The organism is Brucella sp. JSBI001 (assembly GCF_026014005.1).
GTDB lineage: Bacteria > Pseudomonadota > Alphaproteobacteria > Rhizobiales > Rhizobiaceae > Brucella > Brucella anthropi.
Window position 1 is genome coordinate 765,802 of sequence record NZ_CP110339.1, and the last position, 15,947, is coordinate 781,748.

The window sequence follows — 15,947 nt, forward strand, 5'->3', positions numbered from 1 at the left end:
GATCAGTTTAATTGAATGGATTTTATGGGTTGTTGGGCGCATAGCAGGTGAAGTTTGATGCTTCGCCTGCCGCAATCGGTTTGCGACATCTTCAGTTTCGCCGAGGAGAGAGACATGTCCGACCAGACCATCACCGATACGCGCCTTTCTGACGGGTCGCGCGGTTTTCTGATGGCTCTGGCAGCCTACGGCCTCTGGGGCGCTCTACCGTTCTATCTCAAGGCGCTTGGCCACATCCCGGCAATGGAAGTCGTATCGCACCGCGTGATCTGGTCGGTTCCGGTCGCGCTGCTGCTTTTGCTGGCTCTGGGCCAGTTCAAAGGCATTCTCAGCGCCGTGCGCCAGCCGCGTATGCTGGCCATGGCTGCTCTGACAGCCGGGCTTATCACCATCAACTGGTCGATCTATGTGTGGGCTGTGGCTCATGATCAGGTGATGGGTGCAGCGCTCGGCTATTACATCAATCCACTGTTCAATGTCGTCCTTGGCGGTCTCTTCCTCGGCGAAAGGCTGACCAGGGTTCAATATGTTGCCGTGGGACTGGCTTTCGCTGCTGTGATACTGCTGACCGTTAATGCAGGCGGTTTGCCGTGGGTATCGCTGGCACTGCCACTGACTTTCGGCCTCTATGGTTTTTTCCGCAAGTCACTGCCAATGCCGCCGTTGCAGGGCTTCACACTTGAAGTGCTCATCCTGTGCATTCCGGCGCTGGGCTATGTGCTGTGGCTGGCCGCAAACGGTCAGGACCATTTCTCGACCGGCCCAGCGTTTAACGTGACGATGCTGCTTCTGGCGGGGCCTTTTACAGCCATCCCGCTGATCCTTTATGCAGGTGGTGCCAAATTGCTGCGCTATACGACGCTCGGCCTCATGCAGTACATGACGCCGACGATGTTGTTTTTCTTTGCGATTTTCATCTTCCACGAGCCGTTCTCGACAGCTCAGCTCGGTGCTTTCGCGCTGATCTGGGCCGGTCTTGCGCTCTATACATGGTCGATGCTGGTCGAACATCGCCGGGGGCGGGTGAAGGCCTGATCTTCACAATTCGCTGAATGTGATTCTCTTCTGGTGGATATCCCGCCAGAAGCCTTATTTTGGCCGCTGTCTTTGCCACTCTTCCGCCGATAATCCTTGGCGGAGAATTATTTAAAATGGTCTTCTGGTCAGCGCCAGCAAACGAAAGACTAGTTGCTGCGACGGCGGAGCCAGATCTTGCGTCCTTCGGAGCTGCCCTCAAGGGCGAGCCACTTTCTTCCCACAGTCTGAGACCATTCCGGCAGGTCCGGTTTTCCCTGCATACACATCTGCGGTTCTGTCTGGCACTGGCAGCCGCTACCGTCATTGCCGGGGGCGGATTTTTGTTTACGACAGGGCGGCTGGTGCGGCATGGGCGGCCTGCACAACCGGTCATGTTCAATACAACTACACTGAGAAGGAACCGCGCCGCACCGAAAGAAGCGCGACTGGTGCCGGAAGGGAGTATTACCCCCGGAAGTCGGGTATCAAGACGCATCGACATAGCTGAAGGCGTCGAGGACGGCGACGCGCGCCTTTACACCTACCAGCACGTGGTTCTTGACGTCAAAGGCTCGAAACATGCCGCGATTGATGATGCGTTTCGCGGAGGAATTTCCTCGCTGAAATCTCGTTCGGAACCAGCCGAAGAAGCACTGGAGCGGGGTATTCCGGTCAATGTCAGTCTCGCCAGACCAGCCGTAGGAACAGAAGCCAAGGTTCATGAAATTATTGTCGCGCCGCAGTCACGCGAACGTTTGGGCGCGTTGTTGCAGGCAGCAGGCATAGCAATCGAGGACAGCAAGCGGCTTGAGGAGGCTCTGGCTCGAACCGAACTGGTACCCGGTGACAGTCTGGAACTACTGGTCGATAAATCGGGGCAAGACGCTGGCGCTGATGGCGAACAGCACATCGCGCTTGCGCGCTTCGAGCATGGCGATATCGATAAAGCTGTCTATGGACGTGCCGACGATGGCGTTTTTCGCGCTACCGGCAATGAACGCCTTTTTGCACGACTGTCGCGCGATGCGATGCTGACAGCCTACCACCCACAAAATGAGGTCAGCAGTAGCGGCTCCATTCCGTCCCGGCTGGCACAGGCGGGCGCACCGAAAGCAATCGTCGGTGAAGTCGAGAGGCTGGCTTCACAGAATGGTATTTCGCTGAATGGTGGTAAAAGGCCGGACTTGATCGACCTGCTCTTCCGCAAAAGTGCGGAGACGGAACCGGAACTGGTTTTTGTCGAGTTCACAACGGATGGGAAAAGCCGCCGCCTGTATCGTCATGAAGGCAATGGCGGTGCGGATTACTTTAATGAGGACGGCTCCTCCATGACGAAATATCTCATGCAGAAACCTCTTCCGAATGGCCGTCTCAATGATGGTTTTGGCTGGCGCATACATCCCGTTCTGCATGTTCGCAAACACCATAATGGCGTGGATTACGATGCGCCGATCGGCTCGCCCATCGTTGCGGCGGGTGACGGTGTGGTGGAGCTTATCTCGTATCAGAAGGGATATGGAAAATATGTCCGTATCCGTCATCAGGGTGGCTACAGCACGACCTATGCGCATCTTTCAGCGGCCAGAAAAGACCTGAAGGTTGGCGAACACGTCAAACAGGGTGAAGTAATCGCCTATGTCGGGTCGACGGGGTATTCAACCGGCCCGCACCTCTATTATGAGCTCAAGGTCGGCGATCAGTATGTCAATCCGTTGACGGCACGTCTCAACGCTGGTGAAAAACTGACTGGCTCGTCCCTGAACAGCTTCCGTGAAGAGATCGACCACGTGGGGCAGATCGTCAATGAAATGAAGCTGCCAGTCATGCCTGCTGCGCCTGAAGCGGCGAAGGCAGCCACCGGGAAAAGTGACCGTCATTAAAGGAGTAAACCGCTCTAACTATTTGATCGGGCGATAGGCGTTTGCCAGCGCGACGAATTCTTCCACACTGAGCGTTTCGGCACGGCGTGTTCCGTCGATGCCTGTCTTCTCAAGAAGCTCGGCCCCGCCAACCGGTTTCAGGCTCTGGCGTAACATCTTGCGGCGCTGTCCAAAGGCGGCCTGCGTAATTTGCCCGAGCGCATTCGCATTGCAAGGCAGCGGGTCTTCACGCGGAATGATATGGACGACCGACGACATCACTTTCGGCGGTGGTGTAAATGCTTGCGGCGGCACATCGAAGCTGATCTTCGAAACAGTTCTCCACCCGGCAAGCACACCAAGGCGTCCATAATGATCACTGTCAGGCGTCGCGACGATACGCTCGGCGACCTCCCGTTGGAACATCAACGTCATCGACGAATAGAAAGGTGGCCATGGCTCGACCAGCAGCCAGTTGAGCAGAAGCTGCGTGCCAACATTGTAAGGCAGATTGGCAACGATGCGCGGCTTTGGCCCATCTGGAAATAATGTCGAAAAATCCTGCTCAAGAGCGTCGCCTGAGATGATGCGCAGACGACCCGGATAATGGGCCTCAATTTCGGCAAGAGCATCAAGGCATCGTTCATCGCGCTCGATCGCCGTGACACAAGCGCCTTGGGCAAGAAGTGCGCGGGTCAGTCCGCCGGGACCCGGACCAACTTCGATGATGGGCTGGTCCTGCAGATTGCCCGCCTGCCGGGCGATCTTCGATGTCAGATTGAGATCGAAAAGGAAATTCTGGCCGAGCGATTTCTTCGGCATCAGATCGTGCCGTTCGATTACCTCGCGAAGCGGGGGAAGGCCATCAATACTCATGCCATTTGTACTCGTTAATGTCCGTTGGCTGCATTCTCAGCCAGTTCTTGCGCAAGGCGAATAGCCGCGACAAGGCTGTCCGGGCGAGCGATGCCTTTGCCCGCAATGTCGAAGGCCGTGCCATGATCCGGCGATGTGCGAATGAAGGGAAGCCCGAGCGTCACATTCACGGTTTCGTCGAAAGCCAGCGCTTTGGCAGGGATAAGAGCCTGATCGTGATACATGCAGACCGCAGCATCATAGGTTGCGCGGGCTGGCGCGTGAAACATCGTATCAGCGGGCAGGGGGCCGCGCGCATTGATCCCCTCACGGCGCAACGCCTCGATTGCGGGAAGGATGACGGCATCATCCTCTTTGCCCATGGCTCCGCCTTCGCCCGCATGCGGGTTGAGTCCGGATATGGCCAGACGGGGTGATGCGATGCCGAACCGTTCGCGCAGTTCGGTGGCGGTGATTCGCGATACTTCGATGATATCGGCAGTACGCAAGCGTACGGGTACTTCGGAAAGCGGAATGTGTATGGTGACCGGAACGGCGCGAAGCTGTGGCCCGGCCAGCATCATGACCGGCGTAACAAGCTTTCCAAGATGTTTGCTTGCCAGTTCCGCCAGAAATTCCGTATGGCCGGGATGCTGAAACCCGGCTTCATAAAGCGGCTTCTTCGAGATTGGGCAGGTAACGACTGCCGAAGCCTCACCTTTCAGTGTGAGCGCGACCGCGCGCTCGATGGCTTCGATGATGCCTGCAGCGTTTTCTGGCAACGGCTTGCCGACATTATCCGTCAGCTTGTTCCCGAGCGGAAGCACCGGCAACGCACGAGAAAAGACACCGCTTGCGGCAGGAATAGCGGAAATAACCTCTATCTCAACATCAAGACCGAGGTGTCGCGCACGGGCAGCCAGTTGCAGCGGATCTGCCAGCAAGGCGAAAGGCGGCAGCGAAAGCTCGCTGCGCTGAAGCCAGGCTGCAAGCACAACATCGGGGCCGATGCCAGAAGGGTCGCCAATGCTGATGGCGAGGGGAGGAACAGGTGCGGCGGACATCACGTCATATTCCATAGAGGACGGATGAACCGTCCGGTCGGTTTAGCGATTAACGATCGTCGCCTTTTCGCGCAGTTCCTTCAGATATTTCTCGCTGAGCTGTTCGGCTTTCTTTTCCTGGCCGGCAGGGGAATCCGCACCTTCCATGGAGAAGACGAGCTGAGCAACGCGGTCATCCGATATTTGGCGGGTCGAGCAGACTGCCAGGAATTCCACGCCCTTTTCGGTTTCCTGTGGCGGGGTCGTGCCACCGACGGATGTTGCCTTGACCGCTTTCGCCCACTCGTTCGGCAACTGCTGTTCGATGATGCGGCCGAGATCACGGACGGTCACGTCAAGAATGCCTTTGGCCTGCTGACGGGTCGCGTCACAGCTCTGGAAGCGCGAGCGAAGCGCATTGGCTTCCTGCTTGCGCTTGGAAAGCAGGGCAGGAGAGCGTTTGGAAGCGGGGATCACGAAAATGACCTGCTGAAGGCGATATTCGGTTGCCACAGGCTTCTTACCGCCATCCTTCAACATGCGTTGAACGGCTTCCTGTTCACTGACCATGCCGGTCGCACGGAAACGGGCACTGACGAGGCGGCCCCAGCCCATCTGGACCATGATGTATTTCTTGAAATGGTCGGGCGTAACACCTGACTGGTTCATCAACTGATTGAGCTGAGACAGGCTCATCTTGTTGCGGCTGGCAAACCCGGCATAAGCCTCATCGACCTGCTGGTCGGTAATGTTGATGCTGCGCGATTTCATTTCGATGCGCTTCAACATTTCATCGGTCAGTTCTTCTTTCGCGACCTGACTGAGATTGCCACCCTTGCGTTGCAGCTTCAGGAACGCGACGCGGTGCTGAATGTCGCTGTTTGTAATGGCATTGCCGGAAACGATGACTTTGACCTCGGACCCTGCACCTGCAGCAAATGCCGGAACCGCAACGGTTCCAAGCGTCGTCAGGCAAACTGCGGCGCTCAGCATGGAGGCGAAGAGAGGTCTTGCAATCATCATCTTTCTTTCCCGATTCCTTCCGGTCGACGAACGACAATCCTTACCGGACATATCCCATTATAGTCATTGCCGCTATTCAGCCCAACAAGCAATCATATCAGCGGCTGATCATAAGCTGCCTGTATAGATGAGCTAGTGCGGCGAAACAATGACCCAAAAGCTATTTTAGGAAGCTTGTATCGTCTGAATACTGAAGAATGGATGCCAAATCAGGCTTTGATGAGCAAATTTCTTTGTCGCATTAAATGGAAAGACCGGAAGCATTTCCAACGCTTCCGGTCCATCAAGATTAGAAAGTCTGATTACCGCTGCCTATGTCGCCGAGGGTGCGCAGCGAAATGTTGAAGCCAACGCTATGGGACGCTTTATCATCACCCGGATTGCGGGTTTGGACATAAGCCATGGAATACGTGAAGCACTCATCATCATAGGCGAGGCCTGACGATGCGCGGACCAAGGTTTCAGATACCATATCGTAGGTGCCTGAGCCGAAGACGCGCCAGTTCGTATTGATACGCGCTGTTGCCGAACCGGTAATTTCCTGACGAAGATCACTATATCCATAGGCCGGCTGGGGCGCGATATAGGCGTATTGTGCAGAAACTGTCAGCTTTTGCCAGCTCTGCTGGGCTTCAAGCTCGCCGCGCTGAACTGCGAAACTGTCCTTGTCGAAACGTCCGCGAGCAGCCAGAGCAAGACCTGTCGAGTTGGACGTGCCGATCATGGCAACATAGTCGGAGCGGGCATCTTGCAGGCCGGAATCTGCGCCGACATTCACGAAATCGCTGGTGCCGTAGGAGTTCACGCCACCCAGCTGGAATGACTGACCGCCGAGAGCATAAAGCGCCCAATCGCTATTGTTGAAGTTGCCCGAATAGCGGACGCCGAGATTGGCACGGGTGCCACCTTCAACACGATCATAACCGGAGAACTTGTCACGCGAGAACAGGTTCGTCGCGTCGAAGACAAAGCTCTGGGCATCTTCATTCGGCAACTCGCCTGCATAGCGTTCGTTGTTGCGAACATAAAGCTGGGCAATCGGCTCGATGATATGGGTTGAGCTGGTGGTCGAGAACAGGATCGGCCAGCGCAGTTCAAGCCCTGCGGTTGCCATGGCGCGAAGCGCTTCTGAACGCACGAGTGCATCCGTATAGCCAGCATCTGCCAGATTGAAGTTCGTATTGGCGCCAATGGCGTCGCCGCGCAGTGCCAGCAACGGCGTGATGACCAGACCGGCAGGCGTGATGAACGTCCGCTTCCATTCCGCTTCGGTGGTCAGACGTGCATTGGTTCCTTCGAAGCCAGGAACGCGAGGGAACCTCGTGCCGAGAGGCGTATAATTTGCATTCTGACGATAAAGAACCTGCAGATTGGTATTGAAGTTCAGCTCACCGCCATAGACCGGCTCAGGCATCGTGTAGGAATAATCCAGACTTGGGAAAACCCAAGGCTGCTTCGAATGCATCTCGTTCGGATTATCCGACAAGAGAGATTCCTGCACATTGAAACGGTAGAAGTTCAGGTCGAAATAATTCCGGTTATTAATACCCGTGAGGTATATCTTCGAAACCTGAGTTTCGGCGCCGTAGCCGTCAAGAGAATAAGTGCGGCTGAAATTCCGGTCGGTCTGTGCCATCACATCCCAACCAAAACGCCAGCGCGAATTAAGATTGAAATCGCCTTTCGATGCGACCATGCCGCGATTGTCTTCTTCGCGGTCAACGGTGTTTACATCGAATTCGCCCGGCTTGTTCTGGTGAATGCCCGCGATGCGAAGATTGTAGGTGCCATTTTCCAGGCGATGACGCCATTCAGCCTCGGTCAGGAAGCCCTGCTTGGTGTAGGCAGTCGTGGAAAGCGTGACGTCATAATTCGGTGCGAGTGCCCAGAAATATGAGTTCTTGATGCCGACGCCCAGATCATCCTTGTAGGAGAAACCCGGAAACAGGAAGCCGCTTTTGCGCTTCACCGTCGGGTCTGCCATCTCGAATGCCGGAAAATAGGCAAGCGGCATGCCGAAGAACTCGAAGCGGCCATGTTCAAAACGAACCGTCTTCGTCGTGCTGTTCCAGATGATCTTGCGCGCCTTGATCTGCCAGAGAACAGGCTTGTCCGGATTTTTCGCGCAGGGCTCGCAGGCCGTATAGACGCCATTGTTGAACGTCGTGATTTCGCCGTTGCTGCGTTCAGCGCTTTCGGCGGCAAAGCGGGTGTTGTCCGTCGTCTCGACACGAAGGCCGTTCACGAAGCCGTCGCGGAAACTGTCGGTGACATCCATATGTTCGGAGTAGATCTTGTTGCCGTCGCGTTCGACGATTTCAACATTACCCGTCGCGGTCATACGCCGCGTCTGCTGGTTATAGGTTACCTTGTCGGCGACGAGATGGTTGCCGTCATACTCGATACGCACTTTGCCCTGAGCCGTGACGGTATTGATGTCGCGATCATAGACGAGCTCGTCTGCTTGCAGAAGCATGCGCGCATTCGGATCGCTCTCATAATTGGATGCGAGAGCGTCCTGTGCCGATGCAGGAGAGGGCAGGGCTGCGACAGAAATGAAAGGTAAAGCAAGGACGCACGCCAAGGCAGTCCCGCGCGCAAGACGCGAGAGCGAATGGGGCAATACCATGCGGGCGTTACTCAAACCCACTAACCATCCTCCTTATGCAACAGAAAGGAGACACCAAAGAATGTCGCGATAACAACCGGAACCCAGGCAGCCACGAACGGCGGAACGAATCCCGCATTCCCGAATGCCTTCACCAGCACCGAAACGACATAAAGCATGAAGCCTGCGATAACGCCACCCAGAATCATCGCTCCTGACTGACCAAATCGCACAAATTTCAACGACACTGTTGCAGCAATGAGAGTCATCGCCATCAGCAATGCCGGCAATGCCAGAAGTGACTGGTATTGCATGTCAAATGCGTTTGCCGAATAACCGAACGAACGCGCGACTTCGATCTTGTGACGCAACTGCGTGAAGGGGATCGTGTCGGGCGTCGCGAGCTTCTCTTCCACATATTCCGGGCGCAGCTGCGTCTCTATCTGGAAACTCGCCATTTTCTGGGGTTCTTCGCCGCGCGCGAATCGCGTCACGTCGGTAAGCTCCCAATGACCGTCCTTCAGCTGCGCAGTCCGCGCATCGTAGCGGACGTTGATGTTCTTCTTTTCATCGAACTGAATGAATGTCGCGTCAGCAAGCGTAGCGCCCTGATCCAGAATGCTTTTTGCGCCGATGATGGTTTCGCCTTCATCCGTTTTCTGGCGAAGCCATGGGTCGCGCAAGGCGGAAACGTCGGTAACCTTCCCGGTCTTCCATGTCGATGCAATCTCGTCGGCCTTGGCAAAGCCGTAGGCAGCAAACGGATTGAGGATGAAGATCGTGGCAAGGCCAAACAGGAAAGCGCCGAAACAGGCAGGAAGAAGGAACTGCCAGGCGGAAACGCCGACGGAGCGGGCGACAACGAGTTCGTATTTTCTGTTGAGCGAGATGAGCGTCGCCATTGCGGAAAACAAGGCAACGAACGGGATCATCTGCTGCATGATGAACGGGACGCGCATGGCGGAAAGGCCAAGCGCCGCCCAGACCGAATAGTCCGGCAGGTTTGAAAGCTTGCTCGCATTCTCGGTAAAATCGAGAAGCAGGGACAATGCAAAGATACCGAGCAGAAAATAGAGTGTGATCTGCACATAGCGGATGAAGAAATAGCGTCCAAGCGTCCAGCCGATCATGCCTGACCTCCGGCTTTATTGCGCGAACGTCCGGTGAGACGGGCATAGCGCTCCGAAACACGGTTTCTCAGATTGTCGAAATTGTCGAGAATACGGTCGTTCCATTTGTCCGGCAGGCCGATCCGTCGCCCGGTAGCAAGCGCAAAGCCCGTCACAAGAATGACGGCGGCAGGAACGAGATACATAACGACGATATAGCCTGCATCCTTGTCGGCCCGATCGGACGCGAAATAGCCTGCCCAATAGACGAGAAGGGCGATGCTGATCGCCGAGAAGGACGCCGATACGCGGGCTTCGCGATGCGAGCGGGAATCGCCAGCAAAAGCCAGTGCGATCATTGCAAAGACAACCGGATAGAGCCATTGCGTCAGACGGCGATGCAATTCGGCCTTGTAGCGCAATGGACGGGTCTGAAGGATCGGATCGTTCGGGTCCGGATTCAACAGGTAGGAAAGCGGACGATCCTTCGCGTAGATAACGAAATCGTCGCCAGCCGAGGCGAACTGGCTGAGATCGAATGCGTAGGAATTGAACTTGATGATCGAAACGGTGCCATCCGACACATCACGCCGCTGCACTTCACCGTTCTGCATCAAAAGCATGTCGCCAGTCGGCGTCGACGCAATCGCGCCATCTGCGGCGTAATAGATGAGGTCGAGCGACGGATCGCGTGAATCGGCAATGAAAAGCCCGCCAATGCTGCCGTCGGCGCGTCGTTCCGCCACCTGAATATAGAGATTATCCGCCAGTTTCCGGAAGTTGCCTTCCTGAACGATGACATTCATCAGGTCGGCGCTGGCATTGGCAATCATCGCGCGCATGTTCATGCGCGCATAGGGATCGACATAATTGGCGACGAGAAACGAGACGACGGAAATGACGGCTGCAAGAATCAGGATTGGACGCATGACCGCGCTGCGCGGTGCGCCCGACGCATTGATGACGACAAGCTCGGAATCCTGGTTCATGGTCGAAAGCGTCTGAGTGATTGCAATAATCAGCGCAAACGGCATCACGAGGGGGATGGCCGACGGGATCAACAGCGAGCTGAACTGAATGATTGTCTGGAATGTCTGTCCGCTTGTGGTCAGAAAGTCGATGCGCTGGAGCACCTGAACAGTCCAGGTAATACCGACCGCCGCCCCAAGCACTGCTAGGAACATGATCGCCACCCGGCGCAAGATGTACAACTCAATCAATCGCATAGGTGGAGTCTACATCCCGGTTCCGTTGAAGGAGTGCGCACCCGAAAGGGCAGCAGCACTCGTGATAATCATTAAACTTAATGACGCTTGGCTAAGATTGGCCCAATAAACGCGGTTAACAGACTACTAAAAGCATTAGGAAGATGCCAGCTCTGCTACTCCCATTAATGGGCCCTGTTAATGAGCGATGAGTCGGCTCATGGCAACCAGTTTTTGTGCGGAGCAGGTAAGACGGGTTTGCAATTGTGTCCTGCACGGTTTTCCTCGGGCTAAAACTGGACAATCTGGCATCAACTCTTGCTGTTTCGCCATATTCGTCTCACATGAGTGGGGAAAAGTCGCGACACAATCGTGTCATTCTCAAATCGACACCAAGTTTGGAGTTGTCATGTCTAAACGTCCTTCGATCTCTTTCAGCGATTTTGCAGCACCGGAAAAAGGCGTGTCCATCGTCCTCGTCGCCAAGGGCGGCGGCTTTGCGGATGAGGCGGCTCAGGCTGCTGGCGGTGCGGAAAAGATCAAGCGCATTGCCGAAATTTCCGGATTCACCGGTGCTCTCGGCAAGACCGCTGAGGCGATCGAAACCACGTCCAGTGGTGTCGACAAGATTGTTCTGGTCGGCGTCGGTGAACCGGGCAAGCTTGGCAATGACGATTGGTTGAAGATCGGCGGCGCTGCATTTTCACGAATCGGTAAAGCCGAGCGCGCAACGGTGACGCTTGCATTGCCCGAAACCACCATTGCCGGTGACGAAGCAGCTGATCTCGCGCTTGGTATGATTCTGCGCTCCTACAAGTTCGAGCGTTATAAGACGCGCAAGAACAATGAGGAAAATGGCGATCCGAAACACGCTGCCAAGATCAGCATCTGCGTCGCTGATCCGCACACGGCGAAGCGGGCTTTTGAAGTTGCTGAGGCGGTTGCGGACGGCGTTATCCAGGCACGCAATCTCGTCAATGAGCCTGCGAACATTCTCGGCCCGGTCGAATTTGCACAGGAAGCTGAAAAGCTCGAAAAGCTTGGCGTGAAGATCGAGGTTCTCGGCGAGAAGGAAATGAAGAAGCTCGGCATGGGCGCGCTTCTCGGCGTGGCACAGGGTTCCGTTCGCCCGCCGCGACTGGTTGTCATGGAATGGCAGGGCGCGAAGAGCAAGGAAAAGCCGGTTGCCTTTGTCGGCAAGGGCGTGGTGTTCGATACGGGGGGTATTTCCATCAAGCCTGCCGCTGGCATGGAAGACATGAAGGGCGACATGGGTGGCGCGGCAGCCGTTACTGGCCTGATGCGCGCTCTGGCTGGACGCAAGGCAAAGGTCAATGCCATCGGCATTATCGGCCTTGTTGAAAACATGCCGGATGGCAATGCCCAGCGCCCGGGTGACATCGTTACATCCATGTCGGGACAGACGATTGAAGTCATCAACACCGATGCCGAAGGCCGTCTCGTTCTCGCCGATGCGCTGCACTACACGAATGACCGTTTCAAGCCGCGCTTCATCATCAATCTGGCCACCCTTACGGGCGCTGTCATGGTTGCTCTCGGCCAGTATCACGCCGGCCTCTTCTCCAATGACGACGAGCTTGCGGATCAGCTTTATGATGCAGGCCAGTTGACCGGTGAAAAGCTGTGGCGCCTGCCGCTTGGCACCGAATACGACAAGATGATCGATTCGAAGTTTGCCGATATGAAGAACAGCGCTGGCCGTTACGGCGGATCGATCACGGCGGCACAGTTCCTGAAGCGCTTTGTCGGCGAAACCCCTTGGGCGCATCTCGACGTTGCCGGAACGGCTATGGGGTCGCCAGCAAACGAGTATAGCCAGACATGGGCTTCCGGCTATGGCGTCCGCCTGCTGGACCGCCTTGTCCGGGATCATTTTGAAAGCTAAAATCTTTTCCAAACAAAAGGATGGGTGGAGAAGCGGAATCAATTTCTTCACCCATTCCCGAAACGGATAGCGCATGGCGGAAATTCTCTTCTACCATCTGACGGAATCGACACTCGATGAGGCCTTGCCCGGTCTGGTCGAGCGCTCGCTCGGGCGCGGCTGGCGCGTCACGATCCAGACTGTCAGCGAGGAAAGACGCGATGCGCTGGATGGTTTGCTCTGGACCTTCTCCGATACGTCCTTCGTGGCGCATGGCACCGATAAAGAGCCTCATCCCGAACACCAGCCGGTTCTGCTGACGACCAGTGAAGCCAATCCGAATGGAGCGACGGTGCGCTTTCTCGTTGAAGGCGCAGGACTGGAACGGGCGGATGCCTATGAACGTCTTGTTGTCATGTTCGACGGCCACGATCAGGATCAGCTCGATATTGCCCGAGGGCAGTGGAAAAATTTCAAGGCGGGGAGCCACGACTTGACTTACTGGCAGCAGACGCCCGATCGCCGTTGGGAGCGCAAAGCGTGACGCGAGTGCTATTCATTTTGATGATCGTCGCCGGTTTCGGGCTCGCCATCGGTTATCCTTGGTATATGCGCCATTTCACTGGCAGCGAAATCGGGCGCTGGACCATGCTTGAAAACCGCCAAAGCGGCTTCAAGATACAGGAAGTCAGGCTGTCGGCGGACGATGGGCCGGTGCGTGTGTTCATTGATGCAACGCCTTTGCCGGGTTACGTACCTGCGGAAAGGCGCTCGGCGGTGACCCTTGCGGTCAGCCGCGACGGTCAGCCGGTTCTCTCCCAGGGACTCGATTTTGCCTCCACCAGCGGTTCCATCAATACGGACCGCCCGCAGGATGGCAGCGTTCTGCGCCAGAGCGCCGGGGACATCGATCCGGTCATTCCGGGGCTCTATGCATTTCGTCTGGTGCAGGGAAACACGGATGGGCTTCAGCTTTCAAAAGCCGATCTCGTATTGCGTCGTGGAGCGGAAACGCCGGACGAGGTCTATACGACCATAGGTCTGATCCTCGGTGCATTCGGTCTTTATGCTTTGATGCGCACGCGTTTGCGTCCCCAGAACTGACCAATGACGATGCTCTGCAAAATTTCCGACAGGTTGCTGCTGTTGCTGCTTTCGGCTCTTGCAGCGCTGGTTGCGCTGATACCGCTCGAAAAGCTTGGCGTCTTCGGCTCTTCCTTTGAAGGGCAGAGCGGTTACGCCGCCCTTTATTTCGGGTTTCCCGTTCTGACCGTCATTTTCGCGCTTCTCGCGGTGCGGTTCATGCCCCGTCCTCTGCCGGTTACCATGCGTGTCATCGGCTGGATCCTGTTGGGGGTCGTGATCTTGCTTATGTTCACGTAGGACTCTGCCGACAGACAGAAGGCCGATTTTCAATCGGCCATAGCTTCTTCATATTCGGTGGAAAGCTCCAGCCACTTGTCCTCTGCATCCGCAAGTGCAGAACGGGTATCGCTCATGTCCTTGTTGATCCGGACCGCCTTCTGGGGTTCCTTCTCGTAAAGCGCCGGGTCTTCCAGTTGCGACGAGAAGCCTTGAATCTGTTTCTGCAGTTTTTGAATCAAGGCTTCGGTTTCCTTGATCTTTTTCTGCAGCGGCGCCATGGCTTCGCGCTTCTGGGCGGCGAGCTTTCGCTGTTCAGCCTTGTTGACCTTGGCGTTATCGTCGCGGTCGGCAGCCGGTTCTCCCTTGGCATCAGCAAGAACGATCTGCCGGTATTCATCGAGATCGCCTTCAAACGCCTTCACACCGCCTTCGCGGACCAGCCAGAGTCGTTCCATCGTGGCTTCGATAAGATGGCGGTCGTGGGCAATCAGGATAACCGCGCCGTTGAAAGCGTTGAGCGCATGCACTAGCTCCTCGCGGCTGTCGATGTCGAGATGGTTGGTCGGTTCGTCGAGGATCAACAGATTGGGACCATGAAAGGTCGCAAGTCCCATCAGGAGACGCGCTTTCTCGCCACCGGACAGGTCTTTGGCCGGCGTCAGCATCTTCTCGGTCGACAGGCCCATCTGCGCAACGCGCGCGCGCACCTTCGCTTCCGGTTCCATCGGCATCAGCTTGCGCACATGCTCGATGGCATTGTCTTCAGGAATCAGATCGTCCATCTGATGCTGTGCGAAGAATGCGACTTTCAGGCTCGGCGAAAGCGTGAGCGTGCCTTTTTCCGGCGTCAGACGACCGGCAATCAGCTTTGCAAGCGTTGACTTACCGTTACCGTTCGAGCCGAGGAGGGCGATGCGGTCATCATTGTCGATGCGCAAGGTCACATTGCGAAGGACCGGCTTGCCGGGCACATAACCGACATCGGCATTATCAAGCGCGATGACAGGCGATGCCGTCTTTTTGTCAGCGTCTGGAAAACGAAACGGCTGCACAGTGCTTTCAACATAAAGCTCGATTGGTTTGAGCTTTTCCAAAGCCTTCATGCGCGATTGTGCCTGACGGGCCTTGGTGGCCTTGGCACGGAACCGTTCCACGAAGGATTCCATGTGCTTGCGGTGGGCTTCCTGCTTGGCGTGGGCCTTCTGCTGCAATTCCAGCATTTCGTGACGCTGGCGCTCGAACTGATCGTAATTGCCGCGCCAGAAGCTGATCTTCTTCTGGTCGAGATGCATGATCGAACTGGTCGCCGAGTTCAGGAGATCACGGTCGTGGCTGATGATGATGACGGTGTGCGGATAGCGCTTCACATAGTCGACCAGCCACAGCACGCCTTCAAGGTCGAGATAGTTGGTCGGTTCGTCGAGGAGCAGCAGGTCCGGTTCGGCGAAAAGAACTGCGGCCAGAGCGACGCGCATGCGCCAGCCGCCGGAAAAGGCGGACGCAGGCTGGCGTTGTGCTTCGGCGTTGAAACCGAGACCGGACAGAATGGCGCCTGCGCGAGCTTCCGCCGAATGCGCATTGATATCGGCAAGGCGTGTATGAATTTCCGCAATGCGGTGCGGATCGGTTGCCGTGTCGGCCTCTTCAAGAAGTGCTGTGCGCTCCTTGTCCGCCTTCATGACGATTTCAATCAGTGCGTCCTCGGTGCCGGGCGCTTCCTGCGCCACCTGACCGATACGGGTATTTTTCGGAAGCGAGATGCTGCCTGTTTCCGGCGCAAGATCGCCCGTGATCACACGAAACAGCGTGGATTTGCCGGTGCCGTTGCGGCCGACGAAACCCGTCTTCGATCCCGCAGGCAGCGTTACGCTGGCGTGGTCGATCAGGAGGCGTCCGGCAATTCGTACGGAGATGTCGTCAAGGATAAGCATGGTGAAAGCGCTTTTGCACGGCTTGAAGCGTTTCCGCAAGTATCAAC

13 protein-coding genes are annotated in these 15,947 nt (G+C 56.2%); 6 read left to right on the forward strand and 7 right to left on the reverse strand.

Translation table 11 applies throughout. The features are described 5' to 3' along the window. The first annotated feature begins 114 nt into the window (after window positions 1-114). Together rarD and LJ361_RS03610 are read left to right on the forward strand one after the other, a co-directional pair. A complete protein-coding gene (gene rarD / locus LJ361_RS03605) occupies window positions 115-1,035 on the forward strand; it encodes an EamA family transporter RarD (RefSeq protein ID WP_029925235.1) in 921 nt (306 codons plus the stop codon). 116 nt (window positions 1,036-1,151) lie between these two features. Further along, window positions 1,152-2,897 carry a M23 family metallopeptidase gene (locus LJ361_RS03610; protein ID WP_029925232.1) on the forward strand — a complete coding sequence of 582 codons (1,746 nt, stop codon included), beginning with the start codon at window positions 1,152-1,154 and terminating at the stop codon, window positions 2,895-2,897. Window positions 2,898-2,915: 18 nt separating this feature from the next. Here LJ361_RS03610 and rsmA read toward each other — a convergent pair whose 3' ends face one another. The 6 genes from rsmA to lptF all read right to left on the reverse strand — a co-directional run bounded on the left by rsmA (window position 2,916) and on the right by lptF (window position 10,740). Next, complete coding sequence (gene rsmA / locus LJ361_RS03615; protein WP_029925230.1) at window positions 2,916-3,752, reverse strand: 16S rRNA (adenine(1518)-N(6)/adenine(1519)-N(6))-dimethyltransferase RsmA; 837 nt, start codon at window positions 3,750-3,752, stop codon at window positions 2,916-2,918. Between the two features lie 14 nt (window positions 3,753-3,766). Further along, window positions 3,767-4,795 carry a 4-hydroxythreonine-4-phosphate dehydrogenase PdxA gene (gene pdxA, locus LJ361_RS03620; RefSeq protein ID WP_010661663.1) on the reverse strand — a complete coding sequence of 343 codons (1,029 nt, stop codon included), beginning with the start codon at window positions 4,793-4,795 and terminating at the stop codon, window positions 3,767-3,769. A gap of 42 nt (window positions 4,796-4,837) precedes the next feature. Further along, a complete protein-coding gene (locus tag LJ361_RS03625) occupies window positions 4,838-5,797 on the reverse strand; it encodes a peptidylprolyl isomerase (protein WP_191192409.1) in 960 nt (319 codons plus the stop codon). A 289-nt stretch (window positions 5,798-6,086) separates the two neighbouring features. Then, window positions 6,087-8,426 (reverse strand): LPS-assembly protein LptD, encoded by a 2,340-nt coding sequence (locus LJ361_RS03630; RefSeq protein WP_036585776.1) that lies wholly within the window; start codon window positions 8,424-8,426, stop codon window positions 6,087-6,089. 20 nt (window positions 8,427-8,446) lie between these two features. Next, window positions 8,447-9,535: an LPS export ABC transporter permease LptG gene (gene lptG / locus LJ361_RS03635; RefSeq protein WP_191192410.1), complete on the reverse strand. Its 1,089-nt coding sequence runs from the start codon at window positions 9,533-9,535 to the stop codon at window positions 8,447-8,449. Further along, on the reverse strand, window positions 9,532-10,740 hold the full coding sequence (gene lptF, locus LJ361_RS03640) for an LPS export ABC transporter permease LptF (protein ID WP_264812713.1): 1,209 nt from the start codon (window positions 10,738-10,740) through the stop codon (window positions 9,532-9,534). The genes lptG and lptF overlap by 4 nt, the downstream gene beginning before the upstream one ends. A gap of 388 nt (window positions 10,741-11,128) precedes the next feature. Here lptF and LJ361_RS03645 point away from each other — a divergent pair, with 388 nt between their 5' ends. From LJ361_RS03645 to LJ361_RS03660, 4 genes are all read left to right on the forward strand, one after another. Further along, window positions 11,129-12,625: a leucyl aminopeptidase gene (locus LJ361_RS03645; RefSeq protein WP_036580666.1), complete on the forward strand. Its 1,497-nt coding sequence runs from the start codon at window positions 11,129-11,131 to the stop codon at window positions 12,623-12,625. 73 nt (window positions 12,626-12,698) lie between these two features. Continuing rightward, window positions 12,699-13,148: a DNA polymerase III subunit chi gene (locus tag LJ361_RS03650; protein ID WP_036585770.1), complete on the forward strand. Its 450-nt coding sequence runs from the start codon at window positions 12,699-12,701 to the stop codon at window positions 13,146-13,148. Between the two features lie 20 nt (window positions 13,149-13,168). After that, window positions 13,169-13,708, forward strand: coding sequence for a type IV secretion system effector BspB (gene bspB / locus LJ361_RS03655; RefSeq protein WP_036585768.1), 540 nt, complete (start codon window positions 13,169-13,171; stop codon window positions 13,706-13,708). Window positions 13,709-13,711: 3 nt separating this feature from the next. Continuing rightward, window positions 13,712-13,987 (forward strand): hypothetical protein, encoded by a 276-nt coding sequence (locus LJ361_RS03660; protein ID WP_036585766.1) that lies wholly within the window; start codon window positions 13,712-13,714, stop codon window positions 13,985-13,987. 29 nt (window positions 13,988-14,016) lie between these two features. On the opposite strand, the gene LJ361_RS03665 is transcribed toward LJ361_RS03660, so the two are convergent. Continuing rightward, a complete protein-coding gene (locus LJ361_RS03665) occupies window positions 14,017-15,900 on the reverse strand; it encodes an ABC-F family ATP-binding cassette domain-containing protein (protein ID WP_264812715.1) in 1,884 nt (627 codons plus the stop codon). Window positions 15,901-15,947 lie beyond the last annotated feature (47 nt).

Excerpts from the sequence above, each read along its gene's own strand:
- rarD (WP_029925235.1), top strand. The coding sequence starts at position 115 with ATGTCCGACCAGACCATCACCGATACGCGCCTTTCTGACGGGTCGCGC.
- lptG (WP_191192410.1), bottom strand. The coding sequence starts at position 9,535 with ATGATCGGCTGGACGCTTGGACGCTATTTCTTCATCCGCTATGTGCAG.
- LJ361_RS03650 (WP_036585770.1), top strand. The coding sequence starts at position 12,699 with ATGGCGGAAATTCTCTTCTACCATCTGACGGAATCGACACTCGATGAG.
- bspB (WP_036585768.1), top strand. The coding sequence starts at position 13,169 with ATGATCGTCGCCGGTTTCGGGCTCGCCATCGGTTATCCTTGGTATATG.
- LJ361_RS03660 (WP_036585766.1), top strand. The coding sequence starts at position 13,712 with ATGACGATGCTCTGCAAAATTTCCGACAGGTTGCTGCTGTTGCTGCTT.
- LJ361_RS03665 (WP_264812715.1), bottom strand. The coding sequence starts at position 15,900 with ATGCTTATCCTTGACGACATCTCCGTACGAATTGCCGGACGCCTCCTG.
- pdxA (WP_010661663.1), bottom strand. The coding sequence starts at position 4,795 with ATGTCCGCCGCACCTGTTCCTCCCCTCGCCATCAGCATTGGCGACCCT.
- LJ361_RS03625 (WP_191192409.1), bottom strand. The coding sequence starts at position 5,797 with ATGATGATTGCAAGACCTCTCTTCGCCTCCATGCTGAGCGCCGCAGTT.
- LJ361_RS03645 (WP_036580666.1), top strand. The coding sequence starts at position 11,129 with ATGTCTAAACGTCCTTCGATCTCTTTCAGCGATTTTGCAGCACCGGAA.
- lptF (WP_264812713.1), bottom strand. The coding sequence starts at position 10,740 with ATGCGATTGATTGAGTTGTACATCTTGCGCCGGGTGGCGATCATGTTC.
- LJ361_RS03630 (WP_036585776.1), bottom strand. The coding sequence starts at position 8,426 with ATGGTATTGCCCCATTCGCTCTCGCGTCTTGCGCGCGGGACTGCCTTG.
- rsmA (WP_029925230.1), bottom strand. The coding sequence starts at position 3,752 with ATGAGTATTGATGGCCTTCCCCCGCTTCGCGAGGTAATCGAACGGCAC.
- LJ361_RS03610 (WP_029925232.1), top strand. The coding sequence starts at position 1,152 with ATGGTCTTCTGGTCAGCGCCAGCAAACGAAAGACTAGTTGCTGCGACG.